This window comes from Thauera sp. SDU_THAU2, from assembly GCF_038260575.1.
GTDB lineage: Bacteria > Pseudomonadota > Gammaproteobacteria > Burkholderiales > Rhodocyclaceae > Thauera.
The window spans coordinates 4606133-4631872 of record NZ_JBBWUN010000003.1; the positions used below are offsets into that span (position 1 = coordinate 4606133).

A 25740-nucleotide genomic window follows, 5' to 3' on the forward strand; every position below is an offset into this window, starting at 1 on the left:
CACGATGAACGAACGTATCTGGCAGGCCTTTCGCGTTTTCTTTCCGGATGCCAGGGCCATCGGCTCCCATGTCGGCGGCAGCCTGCTGGCGGGGCAGGGTGAGGACGTCGTGCTGCGCAATGCCGCCACGGCCGAGGAAACCCTGCGCTACGCCGACGCCGGAGCGGACGTGGCGCGGGCGGCGGTCGAGGCGGCGCGCCGGGGGCAGCGCGAATGGGCGGCGCTGTCGCATGCCCAGCGTGGCCGGGTGATCCATGCCGTGGGCCAGCAGATCCGTGCCCAGGCCGAGCCGCTCGCGCAGCTCGAGGCGCTGACCAGCGGCAAGCCGATCCGCGATTGCCGCGGCGAGGTCCTGCGCGTGGCGGAGATGTTCGAGTACTACGCGGGCTGGGCCGACAAGCTGTATGGCGATGTGATTCCCGTGCCCAGCGGCCATCTCAACTACACGCGCCGCGAGCCGATCGGGGTGGTGCTGCAGATCACGCCCTGGAATGCGCCGGTGTTCACCGCGGGCTGGCAGATCGCGCCCGCCATCGCCACCGGCAACGGCGTGGTGCTCAAGCCCTCGGAGCTGACGCCGTTCAGTTCGCTGGCGCTGGCGTCGATCGTGGTGCAGGCCGGCGTGCCGGCGGGCTTGATCAATGTGCTGGCCGGCTACGGCCAGACGACGGTGCCCGCGGCGCTGGAGACCGCCGATGTCGGCAAGGTGGTGTTCGTGGGCTCGGTGCCGACCGGTGCCCGCATCGCCGCCCTCGCGGCCGGGCACCTGGTGCCCTGCGTGCTGGAGCTGGGCGGCAAGTCGGCCAACATCGTGTTCGAGGACGCAGACCTGGATCGCGCCTGCCTGGGTGCGCAGGCGGCGATCTTCTCCGGCGCCGGGCAGAGCTGCGTGTCGGGCTCGCGCCTGCTGGTGCAGCGCAGCGTGCATGACAAGCTGGTGGAAAAGCTGGTCAACGGCGCGCGCCGCCTGCGCGTGGGCGATCCGCTGGATGCGGACACCGAAGTCGGTCCGATCTGCAACGAGCGCCAGTTCACGCATGTGCGCAACTGCATCGCGGCGGCGCTGCGGGAAGGGGCGAAGCTGGCGCTGGGCGGCGCCGAGGCGGGCGCGGCCGGCTACTTCGTGCCGCCGACGGTGTTGACCGGCGTGACCAACGGCATGGAGGTCGCGCAGAACGAGATCTTCGGTCCGGTGGTGGCGGTGATTCCGTTCGATACCGAGCAGGAGGCCATCGACATCGCCAACGACAGCCGCTTTGGCCTGGCCGGTGCGGTGTGGACCCGCGACGTCGGCCGTGCCCATCGCGTGGCGGCGCAGGTCCAGGCCGGCACCTTCTGGGTGAACGGCTACAAGACCATCAACGTCGCGTCGCCGTTCGGCGGCTATCGCCAGAGCGGCTACGGCCGTTCCAGCGGCCTGGACGCGCTGAAGGAATACACCCAGGTCAAGAGCGTCTGGGTCGAGACCGCCGCCGAGCCGGCGGCGCCGTTTGGTTATCTCTGATCATCGAGGAGCTTTTCATGACGACGATCGCATGGCCCGAGCAGGCCGATCTCGAAGCGTGGCGGCATGATTTCCACCGCCACCCCGAAACCGCCTTCGAAGAGCACCGTACCAGCGCGCGGGTGGCCGAACTGCTGCGAAGCTGGGGGCTGGAGGTGCATGAAGGCCTGGCCGGCACCGGCATCGTTGCCGTGCTGCGCGGCCAGCGGGGCGAAGGGCCGGCGATCGGCCTGCGCGCCGACATGGATGCGCTGCACGTGACCGAGATGAACGACGTCGCCCATGCCTCGGCAAATCCCGGCCGCATGCATGCCTGCGGCCACGACGGCCATACCACGATGCTGCTGGGCGCCGCCCGGACGCTGGCCGCGCAGCCGGATTTCAGCGGTACGGTGTATTTCATCTTCCAGCCTGCCGAGGAAAACGAAGGCGGCGCGCGCGTCATGATCGAGGACGGGCTGTTCGAGCGTTTCCCGATGCAGGCCGTCTACAGCATGCACAACTGGCCCGGCCTGCCGGTGGGAGCCGCGGCGGTCAATGCCGGCCCGATGATGGCGGCGTTCGACATCTTCAGCCTGACGCTGTCGGGGCAGGGCTGCCATGCCGCCATGCCGCATCTGGGCAAGGACACCCTGCTCGCGGCCTGCCATCTCGTGACCCAGCTGCCGGCGCTGATCAGCCGCGAGCAGCCGGTGCACAAGCCGGCGGTGCTGAGCGTGACCAGCTTCAACGCCGGCGACACCTTCAACGTCGTGCCCGAGCAGGTCAAGCTGCGCGGTACCGTGCGCTGCTTCGACATGGAACAGCGCGCCCGCATCGAGCAGCGCCTGCGCGACGTCATTGCCGCCACCGCCACCCTGCACGGCCTGACCGCGGAGCTGGATTACATCGTCAATTACCCGGCCACGATCAACGCTCCGGCACACGCCGAAGCGTGCGCCGGCGTGCTGGCCGAACTGCTGGGCGAAGACAAGGTGCATCGCAACCTGCCGCCCAGCATGGGCTCGGAGGACTTCGCCTTCATGTCGCAGCGATGCCCGGGCGCATACATCTGGATGGGCAATGGCGAGAACAGCGCATCGCTGCACAACCCCAAGTACGACTTCAACGATGCGCTGCTGCCGCTGGGCGTGCGCTACTGGGTGAGCCTGGTCACGGCACTGCTGCGCGACGGCAAGCTGCCATCGGCCGAATGAGCGCCGGGGTGGCGGAAGCGTGAATCCGTGCGTTGGCGTCCACCGGCAGGTGCAAGCCGGAGGGCGCCGGCCGGCGCCCCGCTTCGATCGGGGATGGCAGGCGCTGAGGTGAGTGCTATCGTCGGCGCTCACCAGGAGAAAACGCCGCCATGAAAATCTGGGTCGATGCGGACGCCTGCCCGGCCGTCGTCAAGGAAATCCTCTACCGCGCGGCCAAGCGCACCGAAACGCCGCTGACCCTGGTCGCCAACCAGATGCTGCGGGTACCGCCTTCGCCGTGGATCAGGGCGGTGCAGGTGCCGGGCGGCTTCGACGTCGCCGACCAGCGCATCGCCGGCGAAGTCGAGGCGGGCGACGTCGTCGTCACCGCGGACATCCCGCTCGCCGCCCAGGTCATCGCCAAGGGCGCCACGGTGATCGATCCGCGCGGCGAGCGCCTGACCGCCGCCAACATCCAGGAGCGCCTGAGCATGCGCGACTTCATGGAGGGCCTGCGCAGCAGCGGCGTGGAAACGGGCGGCCCCCGCGCCTTTTCCAATGCCGACCGGCAGGCCTTCGGGAACCAACTGGACAGCCTGCTGGCAAAGCGCAGGTGAAGCCCTCCTTCGGGCGCAGGATGCCGCGTATCGGTGGCAGTGCCGGCCCGTTCCAACCACGCGCAGGTTCCGCCATGAAGAATACACATTCCGTTCCGGAGTCGTCCCGGCAAGCCGACCCGCCAAGCAGCAGCCGGCGCAGCCTGTTCCGCCTGGCGGCCGGTTCGCTGCTGCTGAGCACGCTATTCGGGCAGCGGCCGATGGCGGCAGCCGCTGCCACTTCGTCCGGCGGCACGGGCGCCGCACTCGGCGCATGGGCCAGCGGCGGCACGCGCCGGATCGGCCAGGCGATGAGCTTTCCGGACCCGTTCACGGATTCGCTCGAATCGGCGTGCAGGCTGATCTGCTCGACGACCATCGGGCCCTGTCATACCGCCTCGCCGGAACGCGTCGACATCAGCGACGGCTGGGACGGCATCCCGCTGCGCATGGCGCTGCGCGTCGTCGATGAGGCCTGCCGTCCGGTGCCGGACGCAATCGTCGAGATCTGGCACACCAACTACACCGGGGGCTATTCCGGGGACATCATGCGCATGTGCAACAACGACCCGGACGACCGCGACAGGCAGTTCTTCCGCGGCTATCAGCGCACCGATGCGCGTGGCGTCGCCGCTTTCGACAGCTGCTATCCCGGCTGGTACCGCGGCCGCGCGGTGCATGTTCATGTGCGCGTGCAGATCGGTGATTACCAGGCCGACGACCGCGCGCCCAGCAGCGTCGTCACGCAGTTGCTGTTCAGCGATGAACTGAATAGCCGGATATTCGAGGAGCACGCGCTGTACCGGACCTTCGGCCAGCCGGATACCACGCTGGATACCGATGGCGTGATCGGCGGGGAAGCGGACAAGGCTCCCTATCTGTTCGAGGTCAGCCGCCTGGACGATGGCGTGATGTTCGCCCACAAGACGCTGGTGGTCCGCCAGTCCATGGACGATCCGCTGTGCCGGGCCAGTGGCGCCCGCCGGGGAGGCCGGGGGCCGAGAGGTGAGCCGGGCGATCCGCCGCCGGGGCGCATGCCGCGGCCGGATGGCCGCTTCCCGGCCAGGGGGGAGTAGAACAGCGCGGTGTGATTCGGAGCGTGCCGGGTCGGCACGCTCCGGGCAGCTTCATTTCCTGACCGCTCTGACGATGCCGATCAGGATGCAGGCGCCGACGACGCCGGCCACCAGGTAGCCGAGCCAGCCGCCGAAGGAGACGCCGAGAATTCCGAACAGGAAGCTCGCCACCGAGGCGCCGATGATGCCGAGCACGATGTTCATCAGGACGCCGGTATTGCTCTTCATCAAGCCCGAAGCAATCCAGCCCGCGATGCCGCCGATGATCACGGCGGCCAACCAGCCGACACCCATGTCGCTCATCTGCACGTCCTCCAAATCAGTGGAAACAGTGGAATCGCGCGCCGCCACTGCTGCGGCGGCCACCGCGATGGCGGTGTAATCCGGATTATGCAGGCGCGTTGTGCGGTGCCAAAGCGGAAATGGTAAAAAGTCGATACACATCGCGCGGCCGCTGCCTGCGCAGGCGGACAATGGCTCGCCCGAGAAACCCGTTGCGGAGGAGATGGCGATGAAGCTGTTCCAGTGCCAGTGCTGCAGACAGGTGGTGCATTTCGAGAATACCGTCTGCCTGCGCTGCGGGCAGACGCTCGGCTATCTACCGGAGCAGGATCGCATGGCGGCGGTGGAAGCCGACGGGCCGCGCTGGCGGGTATTGCCCGGCGCGGACGGGGCGGACGACAACCGGCGCTGGCGTTTCTGCCGCAACTGGGAGCTCAGCGCCTGCAACTGGATGGTGCCCGCCGGCGACGATGGCGACGCGGAAGTGCCGGACGATGCGGCCGAGTTCTGTCCGGCCTGCCGCCACAACCGCACCGTGCCCAATCTCGACGACCCGGTCCATCTCGCCCGCTGGCAAAAGATCGAGTCCGCCAAGCGCAGGCTCATCTATACGCTCGCCCGGCTCGGGCTGCCGCGTCCGGTACCGGGCGACGATCATGCCGAGCCGCTGGTGTTCGATTTTCTCGCCGAGCTGCCCGGCAGCGCCGAGCCGGTGATGACCGGCCATGCCGGCGGCGTGGTGACCATCGCACTGGAAGAGGCCGACGATGCCGCGCGCGAAGGCATGCGCGCCGAGATGGGCGAGGCCTACCGCACGCTGCTCGGCCATTTCCGCCACGAGATCGGGCATTACTACTGGGATCTGCTGGTGCGCGACGGCGGCGCGCTGGACGGCTTCCGGGCGATGTTCGGCGACGAGCGCGCCGACTACGCCCAGGCGCTCGACCGCCACTACCGCGAAGGGCCGCCGGAAGGCTGGGAAGCGAGCCACGTCTCGGCCTACGCCACCATGCACCCCTGGGAAGACTGGGCCGAGACCTGGGCGCACTACCTGCACATGGTCGACACCCTGGAAACCGCCGCCGTGCTCGGCATCGAGCTGGAGCCCGAGGTGGATGATGCAGGCGAGCTGTCCGCCGACATCGATGTCGATCCCTACCGCGCGGTGGCGGTGAAGCGGCTGCTGTCCGCCTGGGTGCCGCTCACCGTGGCGCTGAACGCGCTGAACCGGTCGATGGGTGCTGCCGACCTCTATCCCTTCGCCTTGCCCGACGTCGTGCGGCAAAAGCTCGCCTTCGTGCACGATCTGGTTGCGGCCCGGCGCAGGTGAAGATGCCGTCTTCGACCTGAGCGGCCAGGGCCGGAGACCGCGATCGTCCGGCGGAAAAATCAGGCACCGAGATCGGCGAGCGGATGCGGGCCGCTGTAACGGGGCGTGAAGTGATCCGCGACGATCTCGTCGGCGACGGCCTGCACGGTGGCGAATTGCCAGCGCGGCTTGCGGTCCTTGTCGATCAGCAGCGCCCGCACGCCTTCGGCGAAGTCGCCGTGGGCGGTAGCGGCGACCGAGACGTGGTATTCGGTGCGGAACACCTCGGCCAGCGACATGTGGCGCGTCCTTTGCCACAGTTCCCACGACAGCCGTGCCGAACTCGGCGCGCCGTGCGCGAAGGTCCTGCCGGCGTTGGCGAGCCAGGGGTCGGCATCGTCGACCAGCGCGGCCAGGCGGGCGGCGATGGCTGCCAGCCCGTCGTGGCCGATCAATGCCTCGATGCGGTCGTAATGGGCACGCAACGGTGATTCCGGTACGGCTGCCGATTCGCTCAGACGGTCGAGCAGGGCGCCCAGACGGGCGTGGTTGGCCATGTTGCCGGCCGCATCCGGTGCTTCCCAGCGGGTGTCGGCGAGCAGTGCCGGCAGTTGCGTACGCTGGGCGTCGTCGATGATGAAGTCGGCCAGTCCGGCGAAGCGTGCGTCGGCGGCGTTGATCGGTACGCCGGTCAGCGCCAGGAACAGCCCGCTGCGGCCCGGCATGTGGCGCAGGAACCAACTGCCGCCGACGTCCGGGTACAGGCCGATGGTGATCTCGGGCATCGCCATGCGGGTGGTGGGGGTGGCGACACGGTGCGAGGCGCCGGCCATCAGGCCGATGCCGCCGCCCATGGCGATGCCCTGGCCCCAGCACAGGATGGGCTTCGGGTAGGTGTGGATGCGGTGGTCGAGCCGGTATTCGCGCTCGAAGAAGTCCTTCGCCGCCTGCGGCGCCTGGCCGGCGGGCATGGCCTCGATGGCGTGGTAGAGCGCGGCGACGTCGCCGCCGGCGCAGAAGGCCTTCTCCAGCGAGCCGTCGAGCAGCACGCCGACGATGGCGGGGTCGGCCGCCCAGGCGTCGAGCTGCGGCGCGAGGCGGTCGATCATCTCCAGCGACAGGGCGTTGAGGCTCCTGGGCGCGTTCAGTGTGGCATGGCCGAAACGCCGGCCGCAGGCGGTGGAGATTTCGCGCAGGGTCACGCAGTCGTTCGCCGCTGCCGGAATGGATTCGGTGTGTTCGTTCATCGTCTCTCCTCGATGGTACGCGGCGGCCTGCGCAGGAACGTGCTGCGCGGCCGCCGTTCTTATTTTCGCCGCAGGTGCACCCCAGGGCCAGAAGCCATGAAGGTGGTGTTGCGGAGCGTGGGTATTTTCCGTCTCCCGTGTTCAGCGCCTCCGTGCCGCGCGGATCAGTTGGGCCCCTCGCTCGGCGATCATGATCGTCGGCGAACTGGTGTTGCCCGAGGTGATGCTGGGCATGATCGAGGCATCGACCACGCGGACGCCGGCGATGCCGCACAGCCGCAGTTCGGAGTCGGTGACGGCGGAGCCGTCGTCGCTGCGCCCCATCCTGCAGGTGCCGACCGGGTGGAAGATGGTGGTGCCGATGTTGCCGGCGGCGTGGATCAGTTGTTCGTCGGTGGTGAAGTCCGGCCCCGGCAGGTGCTCGACCGGCTTGAACGGCGCCAGCGCCGGCTGGCTGGCGATCTTGCGGGTCAGGCGCAGCGCGCGTGCGGCCTTCTGGCGGTCGGCCTCGTGGCTGAGGTAGCAGGGGGCGATCTTCGGTGCGCTGGCCGGGTCGCGGTCGCGGATGTCGATGTGGCCGCGGGATTGCGGGCGCAGGTCGCAGACGCTGGCGGTGAAGGCCGGGAATTTGTGCAGCGGGTCGCCGAACTTGTCCAGCGACAGCGGCTGGACGTGGTATTCCAGATCGGGTGTCGGCACCGAGGGGTCGGAATGCGCGAACAGGCCGAGCTGGCTGGGTGCCATGGTCAGCGGGCCGCTGCGTTTGAAGGCGTATTCCAGCGCCATCATGGCCTTGCCCCACAGGCTGTTGGCCTGGCGGTTCAGCGTCTTGATGCCCTGCACCTTGTATACGCTGCGGATCTGCAGATGGTCCTGCAGGTTGCGGCCGACGCCGGGCAGCGCATGGGCGACCGGAATGCCGAGTTCCTGCAGCAGGGCCGGATCGCCGATGCCGGAGCGCTGCAGGATGGCCGGTGAGCCGACGGCGCCGGCGGCGAGCACGACCTCGATGCGGCTGCGTGCCACGCAGGCCTCGTTGCCGAGGCGGAATTCGATGCCGCGTGCCTGGCGGCCTTCCAGCACCAGCTTGTCGGACAGCGCACCGGTGACGATGCGCAGGTTCGGGCGGCCGCGCACCGGATCGAGGAAGCCGCGTGCGCTGCTCCAGCGCGTGCCGCGCTTCTGGTTCACTTCGAACTGGCTGACGCCCAGGTTGTTGCCGCCGTTGAAGTCGGGCGTGGCCGGAACGCCGGCTTGCGTTGCCGCTTCGGCGAAGCGGTCGAGGATGTCCCATCTCAGGCGCTGCCGTTCCACCCGCCATTCGCCCTTGCCGCCGTGGAGGTCGTTGCCGCCGCTCCAGTGGTCCTCGACGCGCTTGAACAGCGGCATGACTTCTTTCCAGGCCCAGCCGGCATCGCCGGTGGCTTCGGCCCAGGAATCGTAGTCGCGCGCCTGGCCGCGCAGGTAGAGCATGGCGTTGATCAGCGTGCTGCCGCCCAGGCCTTTGCCGCGGGCATAGATGATGGAGCGGCCGTTGAGGCCCGGTTCGGGCTCGGTCTTGTAGCACCAGTCGGTGCGCGGGTTGTTGATGCAGTACAGGTAGCCGACCGGGATCCTGGTCCAGATCCATCTTTCGTCGTTGCCGGCTTCGAGCAGCAGCACGCTGACGTCGGGGTCCGCCGACAGGCGGTTGGCCAGCACGCAGCCGGCGGCACCGCCGCCGACCACGATGTAATCGAATTCACCGAAGTCTTTCATGGGGTACTCCTGAGGGGCGAGTTTCGTCGCGTCCTCCGCCGGAGGGCGGGGGACGGTCCGTTGAGGAGGACTTGCCGGGTCGTCAGTTGACCGGCATCACGAACTCGGGCCCCTTGGAGCCGCTGTCGGGCCAGCGCTGCATGATGCTCTTGTAGCGGGTGTAGAAGCGCACGCCTTCCTCGCCGTAGCTGTGGTGGTCGCCGAACAGGCTCTGCTTCCAGCCGCCGAACGAATGCCAGGCCATCGGCACCGGCAGCGGCACGTTGATGCCGACCATGCCGACCTGGATCTTCTGGGCGAACTCCTGCGCCGTGCGGCCGTCGCGGGTGTAGCAGGCGACGCCGTTGCCGAAGGCGTGGGCGTTGATCATCGCCACCGCCTCGGCGAAGGTATCGACGCGGACCACGCACAGCACCGGACCGAAGATTTCCTCGTCGTAGATCTTCATGCCGGGCTCGACCTTGTCGAACAGCGTGGGGCCGAGGAAGTAGCCTTGCTCGCGGCCGGGCACGGCGAGGCCGCGGCCGTCGAGCACCAGGCTGGCGCCCTGTTCGACGCCGGAGGCGATGTAGCCCTCGATGCGCGCCTTGGCCTCCTGCGTGACCACCGGGCCCATGTCGGCGCCGCGGGCTTCGCCGTCGTCGACCTTGAGCTGTTCGGCGCGGCTCTTCACCTTGGCGATCAACTCGTCGGCGATGTGGCCCACCGCGACCGCCACCGAGATCGCCATGCAGCGCTCGCCGGCCGAGCCGTAGGCGGCGCCGATCAGCGCGTCGGCCGCCTGGTCGAGGTCGGCGTCGGGCATCACCACCATGTGGTTCTTGGCGCCGCCCAGGGCCTGCGCGCGCTTGCCGTTGCGGGCGGCGGTCTCGTAGATGTACTTCGCGATCGGGGTCGAGCCGACGAAGCTGATCGCCTGCACGTCGGGGTGGTTCAGCAGCGCATCGACCGCGGTCTTGTCGCCCTGCACGACGTTGAATACGCCCGCCGGCAGGCCGGCTTCGCGGAACAGCTCGCCGAGCAGCAGCGAGGGCGAGGGGTCGCGCTCGGAGGGCTTCAGTACGAAGGCGTTGCCGCATGCGATCGACACCGGCGCCATCCACATCGGCACCATGACGGGGAAGTTGAACGGCGTGATGCCGGCGGTGACGCCCAGCGGCATGCGCTGGTTCCAGTTGGCGATGCCGCCGCCGACGTTGTCGGAGTACTGGCCCTTCAGCAATTGCGGAATGCCGCAGGCGAACTCGATGATTTCCAGGCCGCGCTGCACTTCGCCCCTGGCGTCGGGAAAGGTCTTGCCGTGTTCGCGGGTGATCAGGCGGGCGAGATCGTCGGTGTGGCGCTCGACCAGTTCCTTCATCTTGAACAGCACGCGGGCACGGCGCTGGACGGCCAGTGCACCCCACTCGGGCTGGGCAGCGGCGGCGGAGGCGACCGCAGCATCGACTTCGGCCTGGGTTGCAAGCGCGACCTGGCGCGCGACCTTGCCCAAGGCGGGATCGTAAACCGGGGCCTGGCCGCCTTCACCGGGGCGGAATTCGTTGTCGATCCAGTGGCCGACGCGGCCTTGGGGCGATGCGTAGGTGAAGCTCATGTCGATTTCTCCTGCTGTGGTGTGTGGGGGCTTGGAGCCTTGCATTAAAGCGGCTGAGGGGGTACCGGTCCAATGACTTATCATTAGATTCGATATTTTGATTGCTAATATCTCCAGCCTTTGGAGCCAGTCCCCGGAGCAGGCGCGAATACGCGCCTCAGACGATGCCGAAGGTGTAGTACACCGCGATGACCAGGAAGGCCGCGATCGTCTTGATGACGGTGATGGCGAAGATGTCCTTGTAGGACTGGCGATGGGTCAGGCCGGTCACTGCCAGCAGCGTGATGACCGCGCCGTTGTGCGGCAGGGTGTCCATGCCGCCGGAAGCCATGGCGGAGATCCGGTGCAGGACTTCCATCGGGATGCCCGCCGCCGTCGCGTTCTGGATGAAGGTGTCGGCCATCGCGGCCAATGCGATGCTCATGCCGCCGGAGGCAGAGCCGGTGATGCCGGCCAGGGCGGTGATCGTGACCGCCTGGTTGATCAGCGGGTCGGAAATGGCCTTGAGCCCTTCCGCCACCACCAGGAAGCCGGGCAGGCCGGCGATGACCGCGCCGAAGCCGTACTCGGATGCAGTGTTCATCGTCGCCAGCAGCGAACCGCCGATCGCGAGCTGGGTGCCTTTGGCGAAGCGTTTGGTCACCGTCTTGAAGGCGAACAGCATCACCGTCAGGATGCCCACCAGCAAGGCCGCTTCCACCGCCCAGATGGCGACGACCTTGGAGACGTCGGTCGTTATCGGCGTGGCCGTGCCTGCCAGGACCATTTCATGGGTGTCGCCGTAGAAGCGCGGGATCAGGCTGGTGAAGACCTTGTTCATCACCCCGACCATCACCAGCGGCAGCAGCGCGATCGCGGGGTGGGGCAGGTTGTCGTGGTCGAAAGGTTCGGGCTCGTTCACCAGGCTGTTGCCGTAGCCTTCGTTGGCAGTCACCGCGCGGCGGCGCTGGACTTCCAGGTAGATCAGGCCGGTGATCAGGATGAACACCGCGCCGGTGACGCCCAGCCAGGGCGCGGACCAGGTGTCGGTCTTGAAGAAGGTGCTGGGAATGATGTTCTGGATCTGCGGCGAGCCGGGCAGCGCGTCCATCGTGAAGGTGAAGCCGCCCAGCGCGATCGTGCCCGGGATCAGCCGCTTGGGGATGTTGCTCTGGCGGAACATCTCGGCGGCGAAGGGATAGACGGCGAAGACGACGACGAACATCGACACGCCGCCGTAGGTCAGCAGCGCGCAGACCAGCACGATGGAGAGGATCGCCCGCTTCTGGCCGACGAGTCCGATCACCGTGGAGACGATCGATTTGGAAAAGCCCGACAACTCGATGACCTTGCCGAAAATGGCGCCCAGCAGGAAGACCGGGAAGTAGAGCTTGACGAAGCCCACCATCTTTTCCATGAAGACGCTGGAGAACATCGGCGCCACCAGGGATGGATCGACCAGGAACACCGCGCCTAGCGCTGCGACGGGGGCAAACAGGATGACGCTGTAGCCGCGGTAGGCCACGAACATCAGGAAGGCAAGCGCCGCGATGACGATCAGCAGACTCACGGTATCTCCTCTTCTGGTTATGACGAAAGAAAATTCCCCCTTCATTGCGAAAGGGCGCACGGGTGCAGCGCGAGGGATTTAAAACCGCCGAAAACCATCCGGTCCAATGAGTTATCATTGGATTAGTTATTTCGATTGCTAATATCAAATGGACTATTCGGGCCTGCGGGCTTTCGTGATGACTGCCCAGGAGGGGAACCTGACGCGGGCGGCCGAGCGGCTGTACATCACCCAGCCGGCCCTGAGCCTGCAGCTCAAGAAGCTGCAGGAATCCCTCGATCTGAGCCTGTTCGAACGCTTGCCGCGCGGCGTTCGCCTGACCCAGGCGGGCCGCCAGTTATTGCCGGCGGCCGAGCGGGCGCTGGCGGCGGCTTCCGAGTTCCGCGCCGCGGCGGCCGACCTCAAGGGCAGCCTGATGGGCACGCTGCGCCTGGGTACCATCGTCGATCCCGAGTTCCTGCGCCTGGGGGTCTGCCTGCGCCTGCTCGCCGAGCGCCATCCCGGCGTGTCCTTCATGTTGCGCCACGGCATGTCGGGTGCGATGGCGCGCGAGGTGGAAGCGGGCAGCCTGGATGCCGCCTTCGCGCTCGGTGCGCCGGGCCTGGAAGACCTGCAGGATCGCTTCCATGTCCTGTCGCTGACCGGCTTCATCTACCGCGTCGTCGCGCCGCCGAGCTGGGGCGGGCAGGTCCGGGGCAAGGGCTGGCGGGCGCTGGCTCAATTGCCCTGGATCTGGACGCCGCCGGAATCGGTGCATCACCGCCTGCTGAACCGCATCGCCGCGGCGGAGAACGTCGAGTTCAAGGTCGTGGCCCAGGTCGACCTGGAGCCTTCGATGATGGATCTGGTCAGATCGGGCGTCGCGCTATCGCTGGCGCGCGACAGCCTGGCCCTGCATGCCGCCCATGCCGACGGCGTGGTGATCGCCGACGCCGTCGTCGTGCCGGCGGCGCTGGGCTTCATCTGCCGCAAGGACAGGGTCAAGGAGCCGCCGATCGTCGCTGCGATGGAAGTCGTCGCCGAAGCCTGGCGCGGCGACATGCGCTGAGCAGCGAAGCCCCGCAGCGGTCCGTGCAGCAGGACGTCATGCGGCCTTGCTCGCGAGGCTGAGGCGCCGTGCTGGTTGCAATGCACAAAAGGCTTGCAGAGATCTCCGTGAAAGTAAATGATAATGGACATCATTACTAACTTCAGTGACCAGCCTCCGGACGGTTCTGCGAGTCTGGCTCATCCGATTGGAAGCACGGATGACCTCGAATCAAGCAATGGGTGCGGCAATCGCCCGTGATTTCGTTCTGCCGCCGGGCATGATGCTGGCCGGCGAGTTCAATGGAGGCGATTACCACTTCGTCGGCGCACGCATGACGCCGGACGAACCGGTGCTCGCCGGCCGGGTGTCTCGCCTGGGGGCGCAGGACGGGCTCGAAGTGCATTGCTCGCAGGTCTGCGATCTTCGCGACCTGCGCTCACGGGTCTCGCTGGCCCCGGGCTTGCGCGTCACGGTACTGCTGGTCGGCAACGTCGATGTGTCCTTCGGCGCGCAGTGCGTCGATCTGTCGGCGGGGCGGCGGCAAGCCACCGCATGCGGCATGATGGTCGGCACCACGCGGCAGGAGACTTTCGAGCGCCGCTGGCAGCAGGGCAAGCTCGAGCGCAAGGTCAGCCTGTTCATGTCGTCCGAATGGCTGCAGCAGCAGGGTCTTGCCGATGCCGGGACGGACCCGCGCGTGCGCAGCTTTCTCGACCGCAATCTGGCGACACAGCCCTGGCGGCCGTCGCCGCGCGCCGTGGCGCTGGCCGAGCAACTGATGCAGCTGACGGCCGGCCCGGCACCGCTGGGGCGCTTGCTGATCAACAGCCGGGCGGTCGAACTGGCCCACGAGGCGCTGGGCAGCCTGACGGAGCATGCCGGCAATGCTGGGCTGCGTCCATGCCAGCACGAACGCCTGGCCCGATTGCGCGATTTCCTCGCCAGCGATGCGGCGCTGGATCTGAGCCTGGACGAGATCGCCCGCTGGGCGGGGCTCAGTGCCAGCGCGCTGCAGCGCCACTTCCGTGCCGCCTACGGCACTTCGATCGTCGAGTTCCGGCGCGATGCGCGCCTGCACAAGGCGCGCATCGACCTGGAACAGCGCGGCTCGAGCGTGGCCCAGGCCGCCCATGTGGCGGGCTACAACAGCGCCGCCAATTTCGCCACGGCCTTCAAGCGCCGCTTCGGACTGTCGCCCAAGATGGTGCGCGCACGCATCTGAACGGCGCTGTGGCCGCAAAGCGCATCCGGCAAACATTCGTGCGTGTCCGGCAAACCACGGCAAGGCGATGGAATGCTGAAATGCCTGCCGAAGCACGCTCGGGTTCCGTGCGTGCCTGTCGCTCGCGCAGTGCGCGACTCCAGATCCTACCGAAGCCGAAGCTGCCCACGCCCATGAAACCCACCGCCGACATCCATTCCCATCGTTCCGTCCTGCCGCTTGCCCGCTGCATCCTGGCCGCCATCGCGGCAATGGCGGGCAGCGCTTCCGTCCACGCCCAGGAAGAGAGCATGCTGAGCGCGGTCGTCGTCTCCGCCGCCGGCAAGCAGCAAATGGTCAAGGACGCGCCGGCGTCGATTTCCGTGATCACCCGCGAGGAGATCGACAAGCTGCCGGTCGGCAGCGCGGTCGACGCCATCAACCGCCTGGAAGGCGTCAACGTCAATGGCGACAGCCCCAATTCCAGCGACATCTCGATCCGCGGCATGCCCGGCGAATACACTCTGATCCTGGTGGATGGCAAGCGGCAGGGCACGCGCGAGACCATGAACCGCGGCACCGGCGGCGTGCAGGCCAATTTCCTGCCGCCGCTCGATGCGATCGAGCGCATCGAGGTGGTGCGCGGCCCGATGGGCACCCTGTACGGCGCCGACGCGATGGGCGGCGTGATCAACATCATCACCCGCAAGGTGCCGACAGCGTGGCGCGGCTCGGTCACGCTGTCGGCGACCAAGCAGGAACATTCCGATCTCGGCGACAGCCGCCAGGCCGACTTCTGGGTGGGCGGCCCGATCAAGGCCGATGCGCTCGGCCTGCAGGTCTACGGCCAGTACGTGCGCCGCTACGAGGACGACATCTACTACCCCCTGCCTTTCGTCAGCGGCGCCCACGGCAGCCGCGACCGCTCGATCGGCGCCAAGCTCAGCGCAAAGCTGAGCGACAACCAGGACCTGACCCTGGACGTGGGCACCGAGGACTTCAGCTATCTGCGCGAGCCGGGCCATTCCATCGCCGCCACTGCGGACGGCACCGAGACCCGTCACAGCCGCGACCACATCTCGCTGACGCACGAAGGGCGCTGGTCCTTCGGCACCTCCCGCGTCGTGCTCAGCCAGGAAGTCGGCAAGCAGAACGACTACACCAACGGCGTGCGCAACGTCGCCCGCCCGGAAGTGACCAACCGCGTGTTCGACGGCCAGCTGTCGCTGCCCTTCAGCCGCCACCTGCTGCGCCTCGGCGCCCAGTATCAGCTCAGCAGCGTCGAAGGCATCAGCCAGCAGGATTCCATCCCGGGCTTCCCGGCGCCGAACGTGGACAAGGTGGACATCGATTCGTGGGCCTTGTCGGCGGAAGACGACTTCTTCTTCAGCGATCGCTTCACGCTGACGGCCGGCGTGCGCCTCGACCACCACGAACTCTACGGTTCGCACTGGTCGCCGCGGCTGTACGGGGTGTATCAGCTCGACGAGGCGTGGACCCTGCGCGGCGGCATCGCCAGCGGCTTCAAGGCGCCGACGCTGCGCCAGAGCGTGGCGGGCTACTGCATGACCACCGGCGGCAACACGCCCAAGCGCGGCAACCTGTGCGGCAACCCGAACCTCGATCCGGAAACCAGCCTGACGCAGGAGTTCGGCGTGGCCTGGCAGTGGGCGCCGCGTTCCAGCCTCAGCGCGACGGTGTTCAACAACGACTTCAAGAACAAGGTCGCCAGCTACGACACCGGCGTGGACGATCCGCGCATGCCCTCGCGCAGCATCTACGTCTATGACAACATCGACAACGTCACCATCCGCGGCCTGGAAGTGGCGCTGAACTTTCCGCTCACCCGCACGCTGGGCTTCGACGGCAACTACACCTACGTGAAGTCCGAGCGCGAGGGCGGCGGCGAGTTCTCCTACGACAACAGCTCGCTCGACGGCAAGCCGCTGGACAAGACGCCCAGGCACATGCTGAAGGCCCAGCTCGACTGGACGCCCAATGATGCCTTCTCCGGCTGGCTGCGCGCCAACTACTACGGCAAGTCCTACTACGCCGGTTTCCGCAACGGCGCGACGAACGTGCGCGAGCGCCCGGCCTCGGCCACGCTGGACATCGGCGGGCAGTACGCCTTCAGCCCCGCGCTGACGCTGAAGGCCGCGCTGCTCAACGTCACCGACCGCATGGTCGCGATCGACAACCGCACCCGCACCACCGGCCTCGACGGCAACTGGATGCAGGACGAGGGCCGTCGCCTGTGGGTGGCCTTGAACGCGGGCTTCTGATGGGCATGCGGCGTTTGTGCCGGGCCCTGCGTGCCGCTCTGGTCGGCCTGCTGTTTGCGCTGTCGCTGGGGGCGGCGGCGGAAGTGGCGGTGACCGACCAGGCCGGCCGCCGCGTGGTGCTGTCCCAGCCCGCGCAGCGCATCGTGCTGACCGACACCTCGGACTTCATCACCCTCGCCCTCATCGACGACCGCCCGGCGCAGCGCCTGGTGGCGTGGAACCGCTGGCGCCTGGATGCGGACACGCTGGGCGCGCTGCGCGAGGCCGATCCCGCTTTCGACGACATCCTGCAGCTCAGCGTCGACGATCCGAACAACTTCCCGCTCGAACGCGTCATCGCGCTGAAACCGGACCTGGTCGTGCTGCATCCGCGTTTCATGGCCGTCGGGCGCCTGATCCGCCAACTGGAGGCGGCCGGCATCGGCGTGGTGGTCCTGCGCCTGACGCCCAGCTTCCGCAGCGAGCGGCCGCTGGACGGTCTGCAGCAGCTCGGCGTGCTGATCGGCCGCAGCGAGCAGACCGACGCCTACGTGGCTTTCTTCCAGGAGCGTCTCGAGCGCATCCGCAGCCGCGCCGCGACCGTGCAGCGGCGCCCCGTGGTGCTGCTCGAACCGCACGCGGGCAGTGCCGCCTGCTGCACTTCGGTGGGGAGCGGCGAGAGCATCGGCGACCTCGTCACCATCGCCGGGGGGCGCCACATCGGCGAGGAAGTGCTGCCCGGCATGTTCGGCCAGCTGAGCCTGGAGTACGTGCTCGACCAGGATCCGGAGGTCTATATCGGCGCGGGCGGCGCCTACCTCGCCGAGCGCGGCGGGCTGGTGCTCGGCGTGAATACCACGCCGGCCGCCGCGCAGGCCTCGCTGGGCCGGGTACTGCAGCGCAAGGGAATGTCCGGCATGCGCGCGGTCGAGGACGGACGCACCCACGGCATCTGGTTTCCGCTCACCGGCGGCCTGAGCATCGTCGCGCTCGAAGTCGTCGCCAAATGGGTGCTGCCCGACGTGTATGCCGACATCGATCCGCAGGCGACGATGGACGAGATCAACAGCCGCTTCCTCGCTACGCCGCTGCGCGGCACCTTCTGGACTAACGGGCCGGGGCAGCCCACCGGTTTCGCCGTTCCCGGCCGGAGCAGCCGATGACGCGCGAGGCCTGTCATCCGGCCGTGGTGGTGTCGACGGCCGGGCTCGATACGCTGGACGAGTACCGCCGGCTGACCTGGCGCCGCCGCGGCCTGGTGGCCTTGCTGCTGGTTCTTGCACTGGCCAGCGCGCTGACCGACTTCGTCAGCGGCCCGTCCTCGCTCGGTGTGGCGGATGCGCTGCGCGGGCTGTTCGATGCCGAATCGCTGGGGCGCGGCCAGCGTGTGATCCTGTGGGAGGTACGCCTGCCGATCGCGGTGCTGGCGGTGCTGGTCGGCATGGCGCTGGCGCTTGCCGGGGTCGAGATGCAGACCATCCTCGGCAATCCGCTGGCCGAGCCCTTCACGCTCGGCGTGTCCTCGTCGGCGGCGCTCGGCGCCGCGCTCGCGATCGTGCTCGGCGTGGGCGTGCCGGGGCTGGAGCTGTCCTGGCTGGTGCCGGCCAATGCCTTCGTCTTCGCGCTTGGCGCGTTGATGTTGCTGCAACTGCTTGCGCGCACCCACCATGCCGGGCCGGAGACGCTGGTGCTGTTCGGCATCACCATCGGCTTCGCCGCCGGCGCGCTGCTGTCGCTGCTGCAGTTCGTCGCCAGCGAGGACGCGCTGCAGCAACTGGTGTTCTGGACCATGGGCAGCCTGGCGCGTGCCGACTGGACCAACGTCGGCCTGCTGGTCGCGGTGCTGGTCGTGACGATGCCGTTCTCGTGGCGCGCTGCGCGCCGGCTCACCGCGCTGCGGCTGGGGGACGACCGCGCGCGCAGCTTCGGCGTCAACGTCGATCGCCTCCGCCTGTGGGCGCTGGTGCGCGCCAGCCTGCTGGCGGCGACGGCGGTGGCGCTGGTCGGCACCATCGGCTTCGTCGGCCTGGTTGGGCCGCACATGGCGCGCCTGCTGGTCGGCGAGGACCACCGCTTCCTGCTGCCGGCCAGCGTGGTCTGCGGTGCGCTGCTGATGTCGCTGGCCTCGGTGATCAGCAAGACCCTGGTGCCCGGCGTGCTGATGCCGGTGGGCATCGCCACCTCGCTGGTCGGCCTGCCGGTGTTCCTGGCCCTGATCACCCGGCGCCACCGGCGGAGATGAGGTCATGAGCACCACGAATGCTGCGCCGGCGCTGGAAATCCAGCACCTCACGGTGTCCTATCGCAGCCACACCGTCCTTGGCGACCTGAGCCTGCCGCCGCTGCTGCCGGGCCAGCTGGTGGCCCTGGTCGGCCCCAATGCCACCGGCAAGTCCACCCTGCTGCGCGCGCTCGCCCGGCTGGTGCCGGCCAGCGGCCAGGCACGCTGGGACGGCCAGGACCTGCTCGCCATGCCTGCCGCCGCGCTGGCGCGCACCATCGGCTACATGCCGCAGAGCCTGCCGGAAACCGCCGCACTGAACGTGCTGGAAGTCACCCTGACGGCGATGCAGGCCCGCAACCTGCCGGCGCGCGAGGAAGAGCTCGCGGCGATGGCGGTGCTCGAACGCCTGGGCATCGACGACCTCGCGATGCGGCGGCTCGACCAGTTGTCCGGCGGCCAGCGCCAGGTTGCCGCGCTGGCCCAGGCGATCGCGCGCGACTCTCCCATCCTGCTGCTCGACGAGCCCACCAGCGCGCTCGACCTGCGCCACCAGTGGCGGGTCATGGACACGGTGCGCAGGCTGGCCGACAGCGGCCATCTGGTGATCACGGTGCTGCACGACCTCGCCCTGGCGGCGCAGTGGGCCGACCACATTCTGGTGATACACCGGGGCCGCCTGCATGCCTGCGGCACGCCCCAGGCCGCGATCACGCCGGAGATGCTGCGCACCGTCCCTACGGCGTGGAAGCGCGCGTGCAGCGCTGCGAGCGTGGCCGCACGATGGTGCTGATCGATGGCCCCGCGGAAGCGCCGCCGGCCTGAATTCATTTCCCCCTCGACCGAGGAGTCTTCATCATGACCCAGCTCGTTGCGCAGGCGCAGGTGCGCCTGGCCGAAGCCGAACACACTCTGACGCGCCTGGGCGAACACATGCGCGAACACGGTTTCGAATTCCAGCGTGACGGCGCCGACTGGAAGCTCGCCATCCACGGCGGCCTGATCCATATCCGCGTCGACGGCGAGTTGCTCGACATCCGCGCCGAAGCCGCGACGATGGATGCGCTGTACGACCTCAAGGTCGTGGTGGCGAGCCACCTGGTGGAGTTTTCTTCCCAGCCGGTCGAGATCCGCTGGCACGGCGACGGCAGCCAGTTGCGCGAGCCGCCGGCCTTCCGTGTGCTGCGGGTGACCGCCGCGCGCGACCTGACTGCGCGCATGCGCCGCATCACCCTTGCCGGCGAGCGGCTCGAACGCTATGCCGGCCTGGACAATCTGCACTGCAAGCTGCTGCTGCCGCAGCCGGGCAACACCGAGCCGGAATGGCCGACCTTGGATGCCAACGGCCTGCTGCGCATGCCGGAGGGCGACAAGCGGCTGGACATGCGCACCTACACCATCCGCGACATCGACCCGGCGGCGGGCACGCTGGAGATCGACATGGTGGTGCATGAACCTGCCGGCCCGGGCGGCAGCTGGGCGCAGCGCGCCCGCCCCGGCGACCGGGTCGGCATGCGCGGGCCGGGCGGCCTGGGCGCACGCGAGGCCGACTGGACTCTGCTCGCCGGCGACGAAACCGCGCTGCCGGCCATCGCACGCATCCTGGAGAACCTGCCGGCCGACGCGCGCGGCGTGGCGCTGGTCGAAGTCCAGGACGCAAGCGACCGCCAGGCGTTGCGCGCGCCGGCCGGCATCGAACTGCGCTGGCTGCTGCGCGGCTCACAGGCGCCGGGCACCACGACCCTGCTGCCGGACGCCGTGCGCGCCGTGGCCTGGCCGGAAGCCGGTACGCGGCTGTTCGTCTGGGCCGGCCTGGAGTTCGACGCCTTCCGTGCAGTGCGTGCGTACGTGCGCAAGGAACGCGGCCTCACGCCGGCCGAACATCTGGTGGTGGCCTACTGGCGGCGTGGGCGCAGCGAGACCGAGTTCAAGAACGTGCCTGCCGATGACTGAACCGAGGACGCCATGCACCTCGCCTGCGGGCACCGCCTGTCCCGAGTCGGCGGGCGAATCCTGTCCCGGGCCGGGTGGCAGCGCCCGGCCAGAAAAGCTCCTGCCGGGTGAGACTCGGACTGCAAAGGCCCAGGCCAGCGGGGCGCGCCTGACCCGATTCGTGGTGGACATCGGCCCGCTGCGGACCAGCCCGGGCTTCCGCCTGCTGTACCTGGCGCGGACGGTGGCGCTGATGGTGTACGGCATCAACGCCGTCGCCGTGGCCTGGCAGGTCTATGCGCTTACGCAGTCCTCGCTGCATGTGGCCCTGGTCGGCTTCTGCCTGGCCGGCGGCCAGCTTGCCGGACTGGTGTTCGGCGGCCGCCTGGCCGACCGGCACGACCGGCGCACGCTGATGGTCGGCAGCCGGATCGCCTATGTCGGCGTCGTCGGCCTGCTGCTGGCCAACACCCTGCTGCCGCAGGCCCAGCTCGGCCTCATCTACCTGGCGGCGCTGGCCGGCGGCCTCAGCAGCGGCATCGGTGCGCCGGCGCTGATGGCGGTGCTGCCGTCGCTGGTGGCGCGCGAGCAGCTTGCCGCGGCCGGCGCGCTGAGCGCCATCGCCCTGCAGCTTGCCGCGCTGGTCGGCCCGATCGTGGCCGGGTTCCTGATCGCCGGCGCCGGGCTCGCGAGCTGCTACGCGGTGGTGATGGCGGCCTCGGCGATCACGCCGCTGCTGCTTGCGCGGCTGCCGCGGCTGGATGCCGCCCGGGCGGCCGATGAGCCGCCCGGCAAAGGACAGGAATCGGGGCAAAAAAACGGGCAGGGCGCGCTGGCGGAATGGCGCGACGGCCTGCGTTTCATCCGCCGCAGCCCGGTGATCTCCGGCATGCTGCTGCTCGACCTGATCGCCAGCCTGCTGGCGATGCCCTTCGTGCTGCTGCCCCAGATCGCCAGCGAGACGCTGGGCGGCGATGCGGCGCTGGTCGGCGTGCTGCATGCGGCGCCGGCGCTGGGCGCGCTGGTGGCCGCGCTGTCATCCGGCTGGACGCGCACGCTGAGCCGCCCGGGCCGCGTCCTGGCGGCGATGGCGGTGCTGTGGGGGCTGGCGGTGGCCGCGGCCGGCCTCACCGGCAGCCTGTGGATGATGCTGGCCTGTCTGGCGCTGGCCGGCAGCGCCGATACCGTCGGCGACATCGTGCGCGGCGCGCTGCTGCAGCAGCACACGCCGGACGGACTGCGCGGGCGGGTGTCGGCATTCTGGCTGCTGCAGTCGGCGCTGGGGCCGGCGCTCGGCGGCCTGCAGATGGGCTACGTCGCCCGGCGCTTCGCCGTGTCCACGGCCCTGCTGGCCGGCGGCTGTGCCTGTGTCGTCGGCAGTCTTGCCGCCTGGATTGCGGTGCGGGGGCGTTTTTGGGACGAAGGTGCGCCGGGCATCGACCGGAGGTGATCGGCACCGTGCCGGCTGCTGTCCTGGCCTTCATGCCAGGCTTGCGGTGCAAGCGGTGAAAAAATGCCCGCCCCTGGAGAGGGCGGGCACGCTTCCTTGCTGCGGGTTGCGGCGGCTCAGGAAGGCTTGATCGCCACCTTCAGCACGCCGTCGCGCTGGTTGGCGAACAGCTCGTAGGCGGCGACGATGTCGTCGAGCTTGTACTGGTGGGTGACGAGCACGCCGAGGTCGAGGCGATCGGCGGCGAGCACGTTCATCAGCCGGCGCATGCGCTCCTTGCCGCCGGGGCACAGTGCGGTGCGGATGGTGTGGTCGCCGAGGCCGGCGGCGAAGTTGGCGATCGGGATCTTCAGGTCTTCCGAATACACCCCCAGGCTGGACAGCGTGCCGCCGGGCTTCAGCACTTTGAGCGACTGCTCCCAAGTCGCTTGCGTGCCCAGCGCCTCGATCGAGCTGTCGGCGCCGCGGCCGCCGGTGAGCTTCATGACTTCGTCCACCACGTCGCAGTTGCGGAAGTTCAGCGTCACGTCGGCGCCCATCTTGCGGGCGATGCCGAGGCGATGATCGTTGCCATCGACGGCGATGATGGTGGTCGCGCCCAGCAGGCGCGCGCCGGCGGTGGCGCACAGGCCGATCGGGCCCTGGGCGAACACCACTACGGTGTCGCCGAGCTTGATGTTGGCGTTCTCGGCGCCCTTGAAGCCGGTGGACATGATGTCCGGGCACATCAGCACCTGCTCGTCGGTGAGGCCGTCGGGAATCGGTGCGAGGTTGGCCTGGGCGTCGGGTACCAGCACGTATTCGGCCTGGGTGCCGTCGATCATGTTGCCGAAGCGCCAGCCGGCGGTGGCCTTGTAGCCGTGGCAGCCGCACTGGCCGCCGGGCACGAGGTAGCTGCCGTCCTGCGAGGGGAAGCCGTCCTGCGCGGCATAGCTGTTGAAATTCGGGCAGATGGCGCCGGCGATCACGCGCTGGCCTTCGCTGTAGCCCTGCACGGCGCTGCCGAGCTTCTCGATCACGCCGACCGGCTCGTGGCCGATCGTCAGGCCGGGCTTGACCGGGTATTCGCCTTTCAGGATGTGGACGTCGGTTCCGCAGATCGTGGTGGTGGTGATGCGAATCAGGGCATCGTTCGGGCCGATGTCGGGAATCGGCTTGTCCACCAGTTCGATGCGGCCAGGGGCTACGAAAACGGTTGCTTTCATCATCGTCATGAGACTTCCCTCCTGGAGAGTGCCGTAGGGCTTCTTCAGTGTAGGCCAGATCGCCGGCGGACCTCTCCCGCGGGGTTTGATCCAGGTCAATGGAAGCCAGTTTTGTCGGCGCCGAATTGATCTTGATCAAATGAGAATGATTGTCATTAATTGATATAATCACGCCGTTCCGTGCGATGCCCGCCAGATGCGGCGCGGCACACGGGAAGCCGCCCGGCCCGCGTGATCCGCTCCCGGCCATGCGCGCACCTTTCGACCCGATGTTCAGCAAGCAACCGACGCCCATGCGGCTAGGCAGCCAGCCAGATTCCGATGGAGATACCCATGCTGAAGCTGTTGTCTGCCCGTGCGTCCGGGCGTGGTGATGGAATGAAGGTGCCGCTTCGCCCGGCGCCGCTGTACGGCGCGTTGCTGGCCCTGGCCGGACTGGCGCCGGCAGCCGGGCTGGCGGCCGAGGACGGCCAGCGCCTGAGCGAGGTCGTGGTCACCGCCACCCAGCGCGAGCAGGCCATCCGCGACGTGCCGGCCGCCGCCTCGGTGGTGACGCGCGAGGACATCCGCAGCAGCGGTGCCGACAACGTGCTCGGCGCGATCCGCGAGACGCCCGGCATCGGCCTGCTCGGCCGCAGCGTCGGCGGCCGCAAGACGATGTCGCTGCGCGGCATGGACGGCAAGCACACGCTCTACCTGGTCGACGGCCTGCGCGTGATCGCGACCGACGACTGGGTGGGCCACTCCGACTACCAGTACGACTGGGCGCCGGTCGACGACGTCGAACGCATCGAGGTGGTGCGCGGGCCGATGTCGGTGCTGTATGGCTCGGACGCGCTTGGCGGTGTGGTCAACACCATCAGCCGCCGTCCCGCCGACCACTGGCAGGGCAGCGTGCGCCTGTCCGGCAGCGATGCCCGCGGCGCCGGCGGCGGCGATGCGGTGGGCGGCGGCGTCCATCTGTCCGGCCCGCTCGGCGAGACCTTGCGCATCGGCCTGTCGGCGACCCACCTCGACCGCGACCCGCTCGAGCTGAAGGAGAACCGCCGGCTGTCCGAGATCGAGGGTACCAAGATGGATGCCGGCCACCTGCTGCTGTCGTGGGCGCCGCTGGCCGGCCACACCTTCGACCTGGAGCACCGCGTCGCCGACGAGGAGCGCACCCGCCAGCAGATCAGCGGCGGCACCTACTACAGGGATCTCTACGACATCGAGCGTAGCCAGTCCATCGCCACCTGGAAGGGCAACTGGGGCGAAGTCGACAGCCAGTTGCGGGTGTGGGAGTCGGACTTCTCGGTGAAGAGCAAGCGCACCAACGGCGTGGCGCCGACGCGGCCGCAGAGCATGGAGGAGCGCGGCGTCGATGGCCGTGTCGGCTTCGGCATCGGCAGCGCCCAGCACCTGACGATCGGCTTCGATGCGCGCAAGGAGGAGATGAAGAACGCCGGCCTCGCCGGCGGCAAGGACGATGCCACGCACAAGGCGCTGTACCTGCAGGACGAGATCGGCCTGTCGGACTCGGTGATGCTGACACTCGGCGTGCGCCACGACCGCCACAGCATTTTCGGCGGCGAGACGAGTCCGCGCGCCTACCTGGTGTGGCACGTCGATGATCGCTGGACCGTGCGCGGCGGCTACGGCGAAGGTTTCCGCGCGCCGACGCTGAAGCAGATCTCGCCCAACTACGAAGGCCACGAAGGGCCGCATTCGTTCTACGGCAACGGCGACATCAAGCCGGAGACCAGCCGCTCGGTCGAGTTCGGCGTGGCTTATGCGCATGACGGCATCGAGTGGGAAGCGACGGTGTTCCACAACGACGTCAAGGATCTGATCACCACGCGCCTGTTGCGCGTCACGCCGCCTTCCGGCGGGCTGCCGATCCCGCGCCGCCACTATCTATACGACAACGTCGACGAAGCGCGGATCATCGGCGTCGAAACGGCGGCGAAGTGGCAGCTCGGCCGCGGCTTCTACCTCGGCGGCAACGCGCAGTGGCTCGATACCAAGGACAAGGAGACCGGCGACGAGCTCGACGGCCGCTCCCGCATCCTGCTCAACGCCCGCGCGGGCTGGAAGCAGGGACCGTGGGATGCCGTGCTGCGGGCCGAGCACATCGGCCGCCAGTATCTCGATGGCGACCGGGCACCGTCCTACAATCTGCTGCATGCCAGCGCGGGCTACCGCATCAACGAGCACCTGGGCGTCAGTCTCGGTGTGGACAATCTGACCGATGTTCGCCTGGCCGAGAAGTCCGAAGCGTTCAGCTATTCCGAGACGCCGCGTACGCTGCGCGTGTCGCTGCACGGTTCGTTCTGATCCTGCCATTCCGCCGGCGGACGCGCGCTGAGCC

20 protein-coding genes are annotated in these 25740 nt (G+C 68.6%); 14 read left to right on the forward strand and 6 right to left on the reverse strand.

Annotation, left to right across the window (positions count from 1 at the left end):
- The first annotated feature begins 4 nt into the window (after window positions 1-4).
- The 4 genes from AAFL97_RS23250 to AAFL97_RS23265 all read left to right on the forward strand — a co-directional run bounded on the left by AAFL97_RS23250 (window position 5) and on the right by AAFL97_RS23265 (window position 4351).
- Window positions 5-1504, forward strand: coding sequence for an aldehyde dehydrogenase family protein (locus tag AAFL97_RS23250; protein ID WP_341646953.1), 1500 nt, complete (start codon window positions 5-7; stop codon window positions 1502-1504).
- A 17-nt stretch (window positions 1505-1521) separates the two neighbouring features.
- Window positions 1522-2700: a M20 aminoacylase family protein gene (locus AAFL97_RS23255; protein ID WP_341646954.1), complete on the forward strand. Its 1179-nt coding sequence runs from the start codon at window positions 1522-1524 to the stop codon at window positions 2698-2700.
- Between the two features lie 149 nt (window positions 2701-2849).
- Window positions 2850-3296 (forward strand): YaiI/YqxD family protein, encoded by a 447-nt coding sequence (locus tag AAFL97_RS23260; protein WP_341646955.1) that lies wholly within the window; start codon window positions 2850-2852, stop codon window positions 3294-3296.
- Between the two features lie 74 nt (window positions 3297-3370).
- Entirely contained in the window at window positions 3371-4351 is a 981-nt protein-coding gene (locus tag AAFL97_RS23265; protein WP_341646956.1) for a dioxygenase family protein, read from the forward strand.
- 51 nt (window positions 4352-4402) lie between these two features.
- On the opposite strand, the gene AAFL97_RS23270 is transcribed toward AAFL97_RS23265, so the two are convergent.
- Window positions 4403-4795 (reverse strand): GlsB/YeaQ/YmgE family stress response membrane protein, encoded by a 393-nt coding sequence (locus AAFL97_RS23270; protein WP_341646957.1) that lies wholly within the window; start codon window positions 4793-4795, stop codon window positions 4403-4405.
- A 67-nt stretch (window positions 4796-4862) separates the two neighbouring features.
- Between AAFL97_RS23270 and AAFL97_RS23275 the strand changes: the two genes are divergently transcribed.
- The gene (locus AAFL97_RS23275; RefSeq protein ID WP_341646958.1) at window positions 4863-5963 is read left to right on the forward strand and encodes a zinc-binding metallopeptidase family protein; all 1101 of its coding nucleotides are present in this window, start codon (window positions 4863-4865) and stop codon (window positions 5961-5963) included.
- A gap of 59 nt (window positions 5964-6022) precedes the next feature.
- Here AAFL97_RS23275 and AAFL97_RS23280 read toward each other — a convergent pair whose 3' ends face one another.
- From AAFL97_RS23280 to AAFL97_RS23295, 4 genes are all read right to left on the reverse strand, one after another.
- Entirely contained in the window at window positions 6023-7189 is a 1167-nt protein-coding gene (locus AAFL97_RS23280; RefSeq protein WP_341646959.1) for an enoyl-CoA hydratase/isomerase family protein, read from the reverse strand.
- A 141-nt stretch (window positions 7190-7330) separates the two neighbouring features.
- On the reverse strand, window positions 7331-8947 hold the full coding sequence (locus AAFL97_RS23285) for a GMC family oxidoreductase (RefSeq protein ID WP_341646960.1): 1617 nt from the start codon (window positions 8945-8947) through the stop codon (window positions 7331-7333).
- A gap of 82 nt (window positions 8948-9029) precedes the next feature.
- Window positions 9030-10541: a CoA-acylating methylmalonate-semialdehyde dehydrogenase gene (locus AAFL97_RS23290; protein WP_341646961.1), complete on the reverse strand. Its 1512-nt coding sequence runs from the start codon at window positions 10539-10541 to the stop codon at window positions 9030-9032.
- 157 nt (window positions 10542-10698) lie between these two features.
- Window positions 10699-12090, reverse strand: a complete 1392-nt coding sequence (locus AAFL97_RS23295; RefSeq protein ID WP_341646962.1) for a GntP family permease — start codon at window positions 12088-12090, stop codon at window positions 10699-10701.
- Window positions 12091-12238: 148 nt separating this feature from the next.
- Between AAFL97_RS23295 and AAFL97_RS23300 the strand changes: the two genes are divergently transcribed.
- From AAFL97_RS23300 to AAFL97_RS23335, 8 genes are all read left to right on the forward strand, one after another.
- The gene (locus AAFL97_RS23300; RefSeq protein ID WP_341646963.1) at window positions 12239-13138 is read left to right on the forward strand and encodes a LysR family transcriptional regulator; all 900 of its coding nucleotides are present in this window, start codon (window positions 12239-12241) and stop codon (window positions 13136-13138) included.
- A 199-nt stretch (window positions 13139-13337) separates the two neighbouring features.
- Window positions 13338-14342 (forward strand): helix-turn-helix transcriptional regulator, encoded by a 1005-nt coding sequence (locus AAFL97_RS23305; protein WP_341646964.1) that lies wholly within the window; start codon window positions 13338-13340, stop codon window positions 14340-14342.
- Window positions 14343-14515: 173 nt separating this feature from the next.
- Window positions 14516-16603: a TonB-dependent receptor domain-containing protein gene (locus tag AAFL97_RS23310; RefSeq protein ID WP_341646965.1), complete on the forward strand. Its 2088-nt coding sequence runs from the start codon at window positions 14516-14518 to the stop codon at window positions 16601-16603.
- The gene (locus AAFL97_RS23315; RefSeq protein WP_341646966.1) at window positions 16603-17745 is read left to right on the forward strand and encodes an ABC transporter substrate-binding protein; all 1143 of its coding nucleotides are present in this window, start codon (window positions 16603-16605) and stop codon (window positions 17743-17745) included. The genes AAFL97_RS23310 and AAFL97_RS23315 overlap by 1 nt, the downstream gene beginning before the upstream one ends.
- A complete protein-coding gene (locus AAFL97_RS23320; protein ID WP_341646967.1) occupies window positions 17742-18824 on the forward strand; it encodes a FecCD family ABC transporter permease in 1083 nt (360 codons plus the stop codon). The genes AAFL97_RS23315 and AAFL97_RS23320 overlap by 4 nt, the downstream gene beginning before the upstream one ends.
- Window positions 18825-18828: 4 nt before the next feature.
- Window positions 18829-19596 carry an ABC transporter ATP-binding protein gene (locus AAFL97_RS23325; RefSeq protein ID WP_341646968.1) on the forward strand — a complete coding sequence of 256 codons (768 nt, stop codon included), beginning with the start codon at window positions 18829-18831 and terminating at the stop codon, window positions 19594-19596.
- Between the two features lie 65 nt (window positions 19597-19661).
- The gene (locus AAFL97_RS23330) at window positions 19662-20756 is read left to right on the forward strand and encodes a siderophore-interacting protein (protein ID WP_341646969.1); all 1095 of its coding nucleotides are present in this window, start codon (window positions 19662-19664) and stop codon (window positions 20754-20756) included.
- A gap of 163 nt (window positions 20757-20919) precedes the next feature.
- Window positions 20920-22185, forward strand: a complete 1266-nt coding sequence (locus AAFL97_RS23335) for an MFS transporter (RefSeq protein WP_341646970.1) — start codon at window positions 20920-20922, stop codon at window positions 22183-22185.
- A gap of 116 nt (window positions 22186-22301) precedes the next feature.
- Here the strand turns inward: AAFL97_RS23335 and AAFL97_RS23340 are convergent, their stop codons facing one another.
- Window positions 22302-23393: an NAD(P)-dependent alcohol dehydrogenase gene (locus AAFL97_RS23340; RefSeq protein WP_341646971.1), complete on the reverse strand. Its 1092-nt coding sequence runs from the start codon at window positions 23391-23393 to the stop codon at window positions 22302-22304.
- Window positions 23394-23723: 330 nt separating this feature from the next.
- Between AAFL97_RS23340 and AAFL97_RS23345 the strand changes: the two genes are divergently transcribed.
- A complete protein-coding gene (locus AAFL97_RS23345; RefSeq protein ID WP_341646972.1) occupies window positions 23724-25706 on the forward strand; it encodes a TonB-dependent receptor plug domain-containing protein in 1983 nt (660 codons plus the stop codon).
- Window positions 25707-25740: the final 34 nt, after the last annotated feature.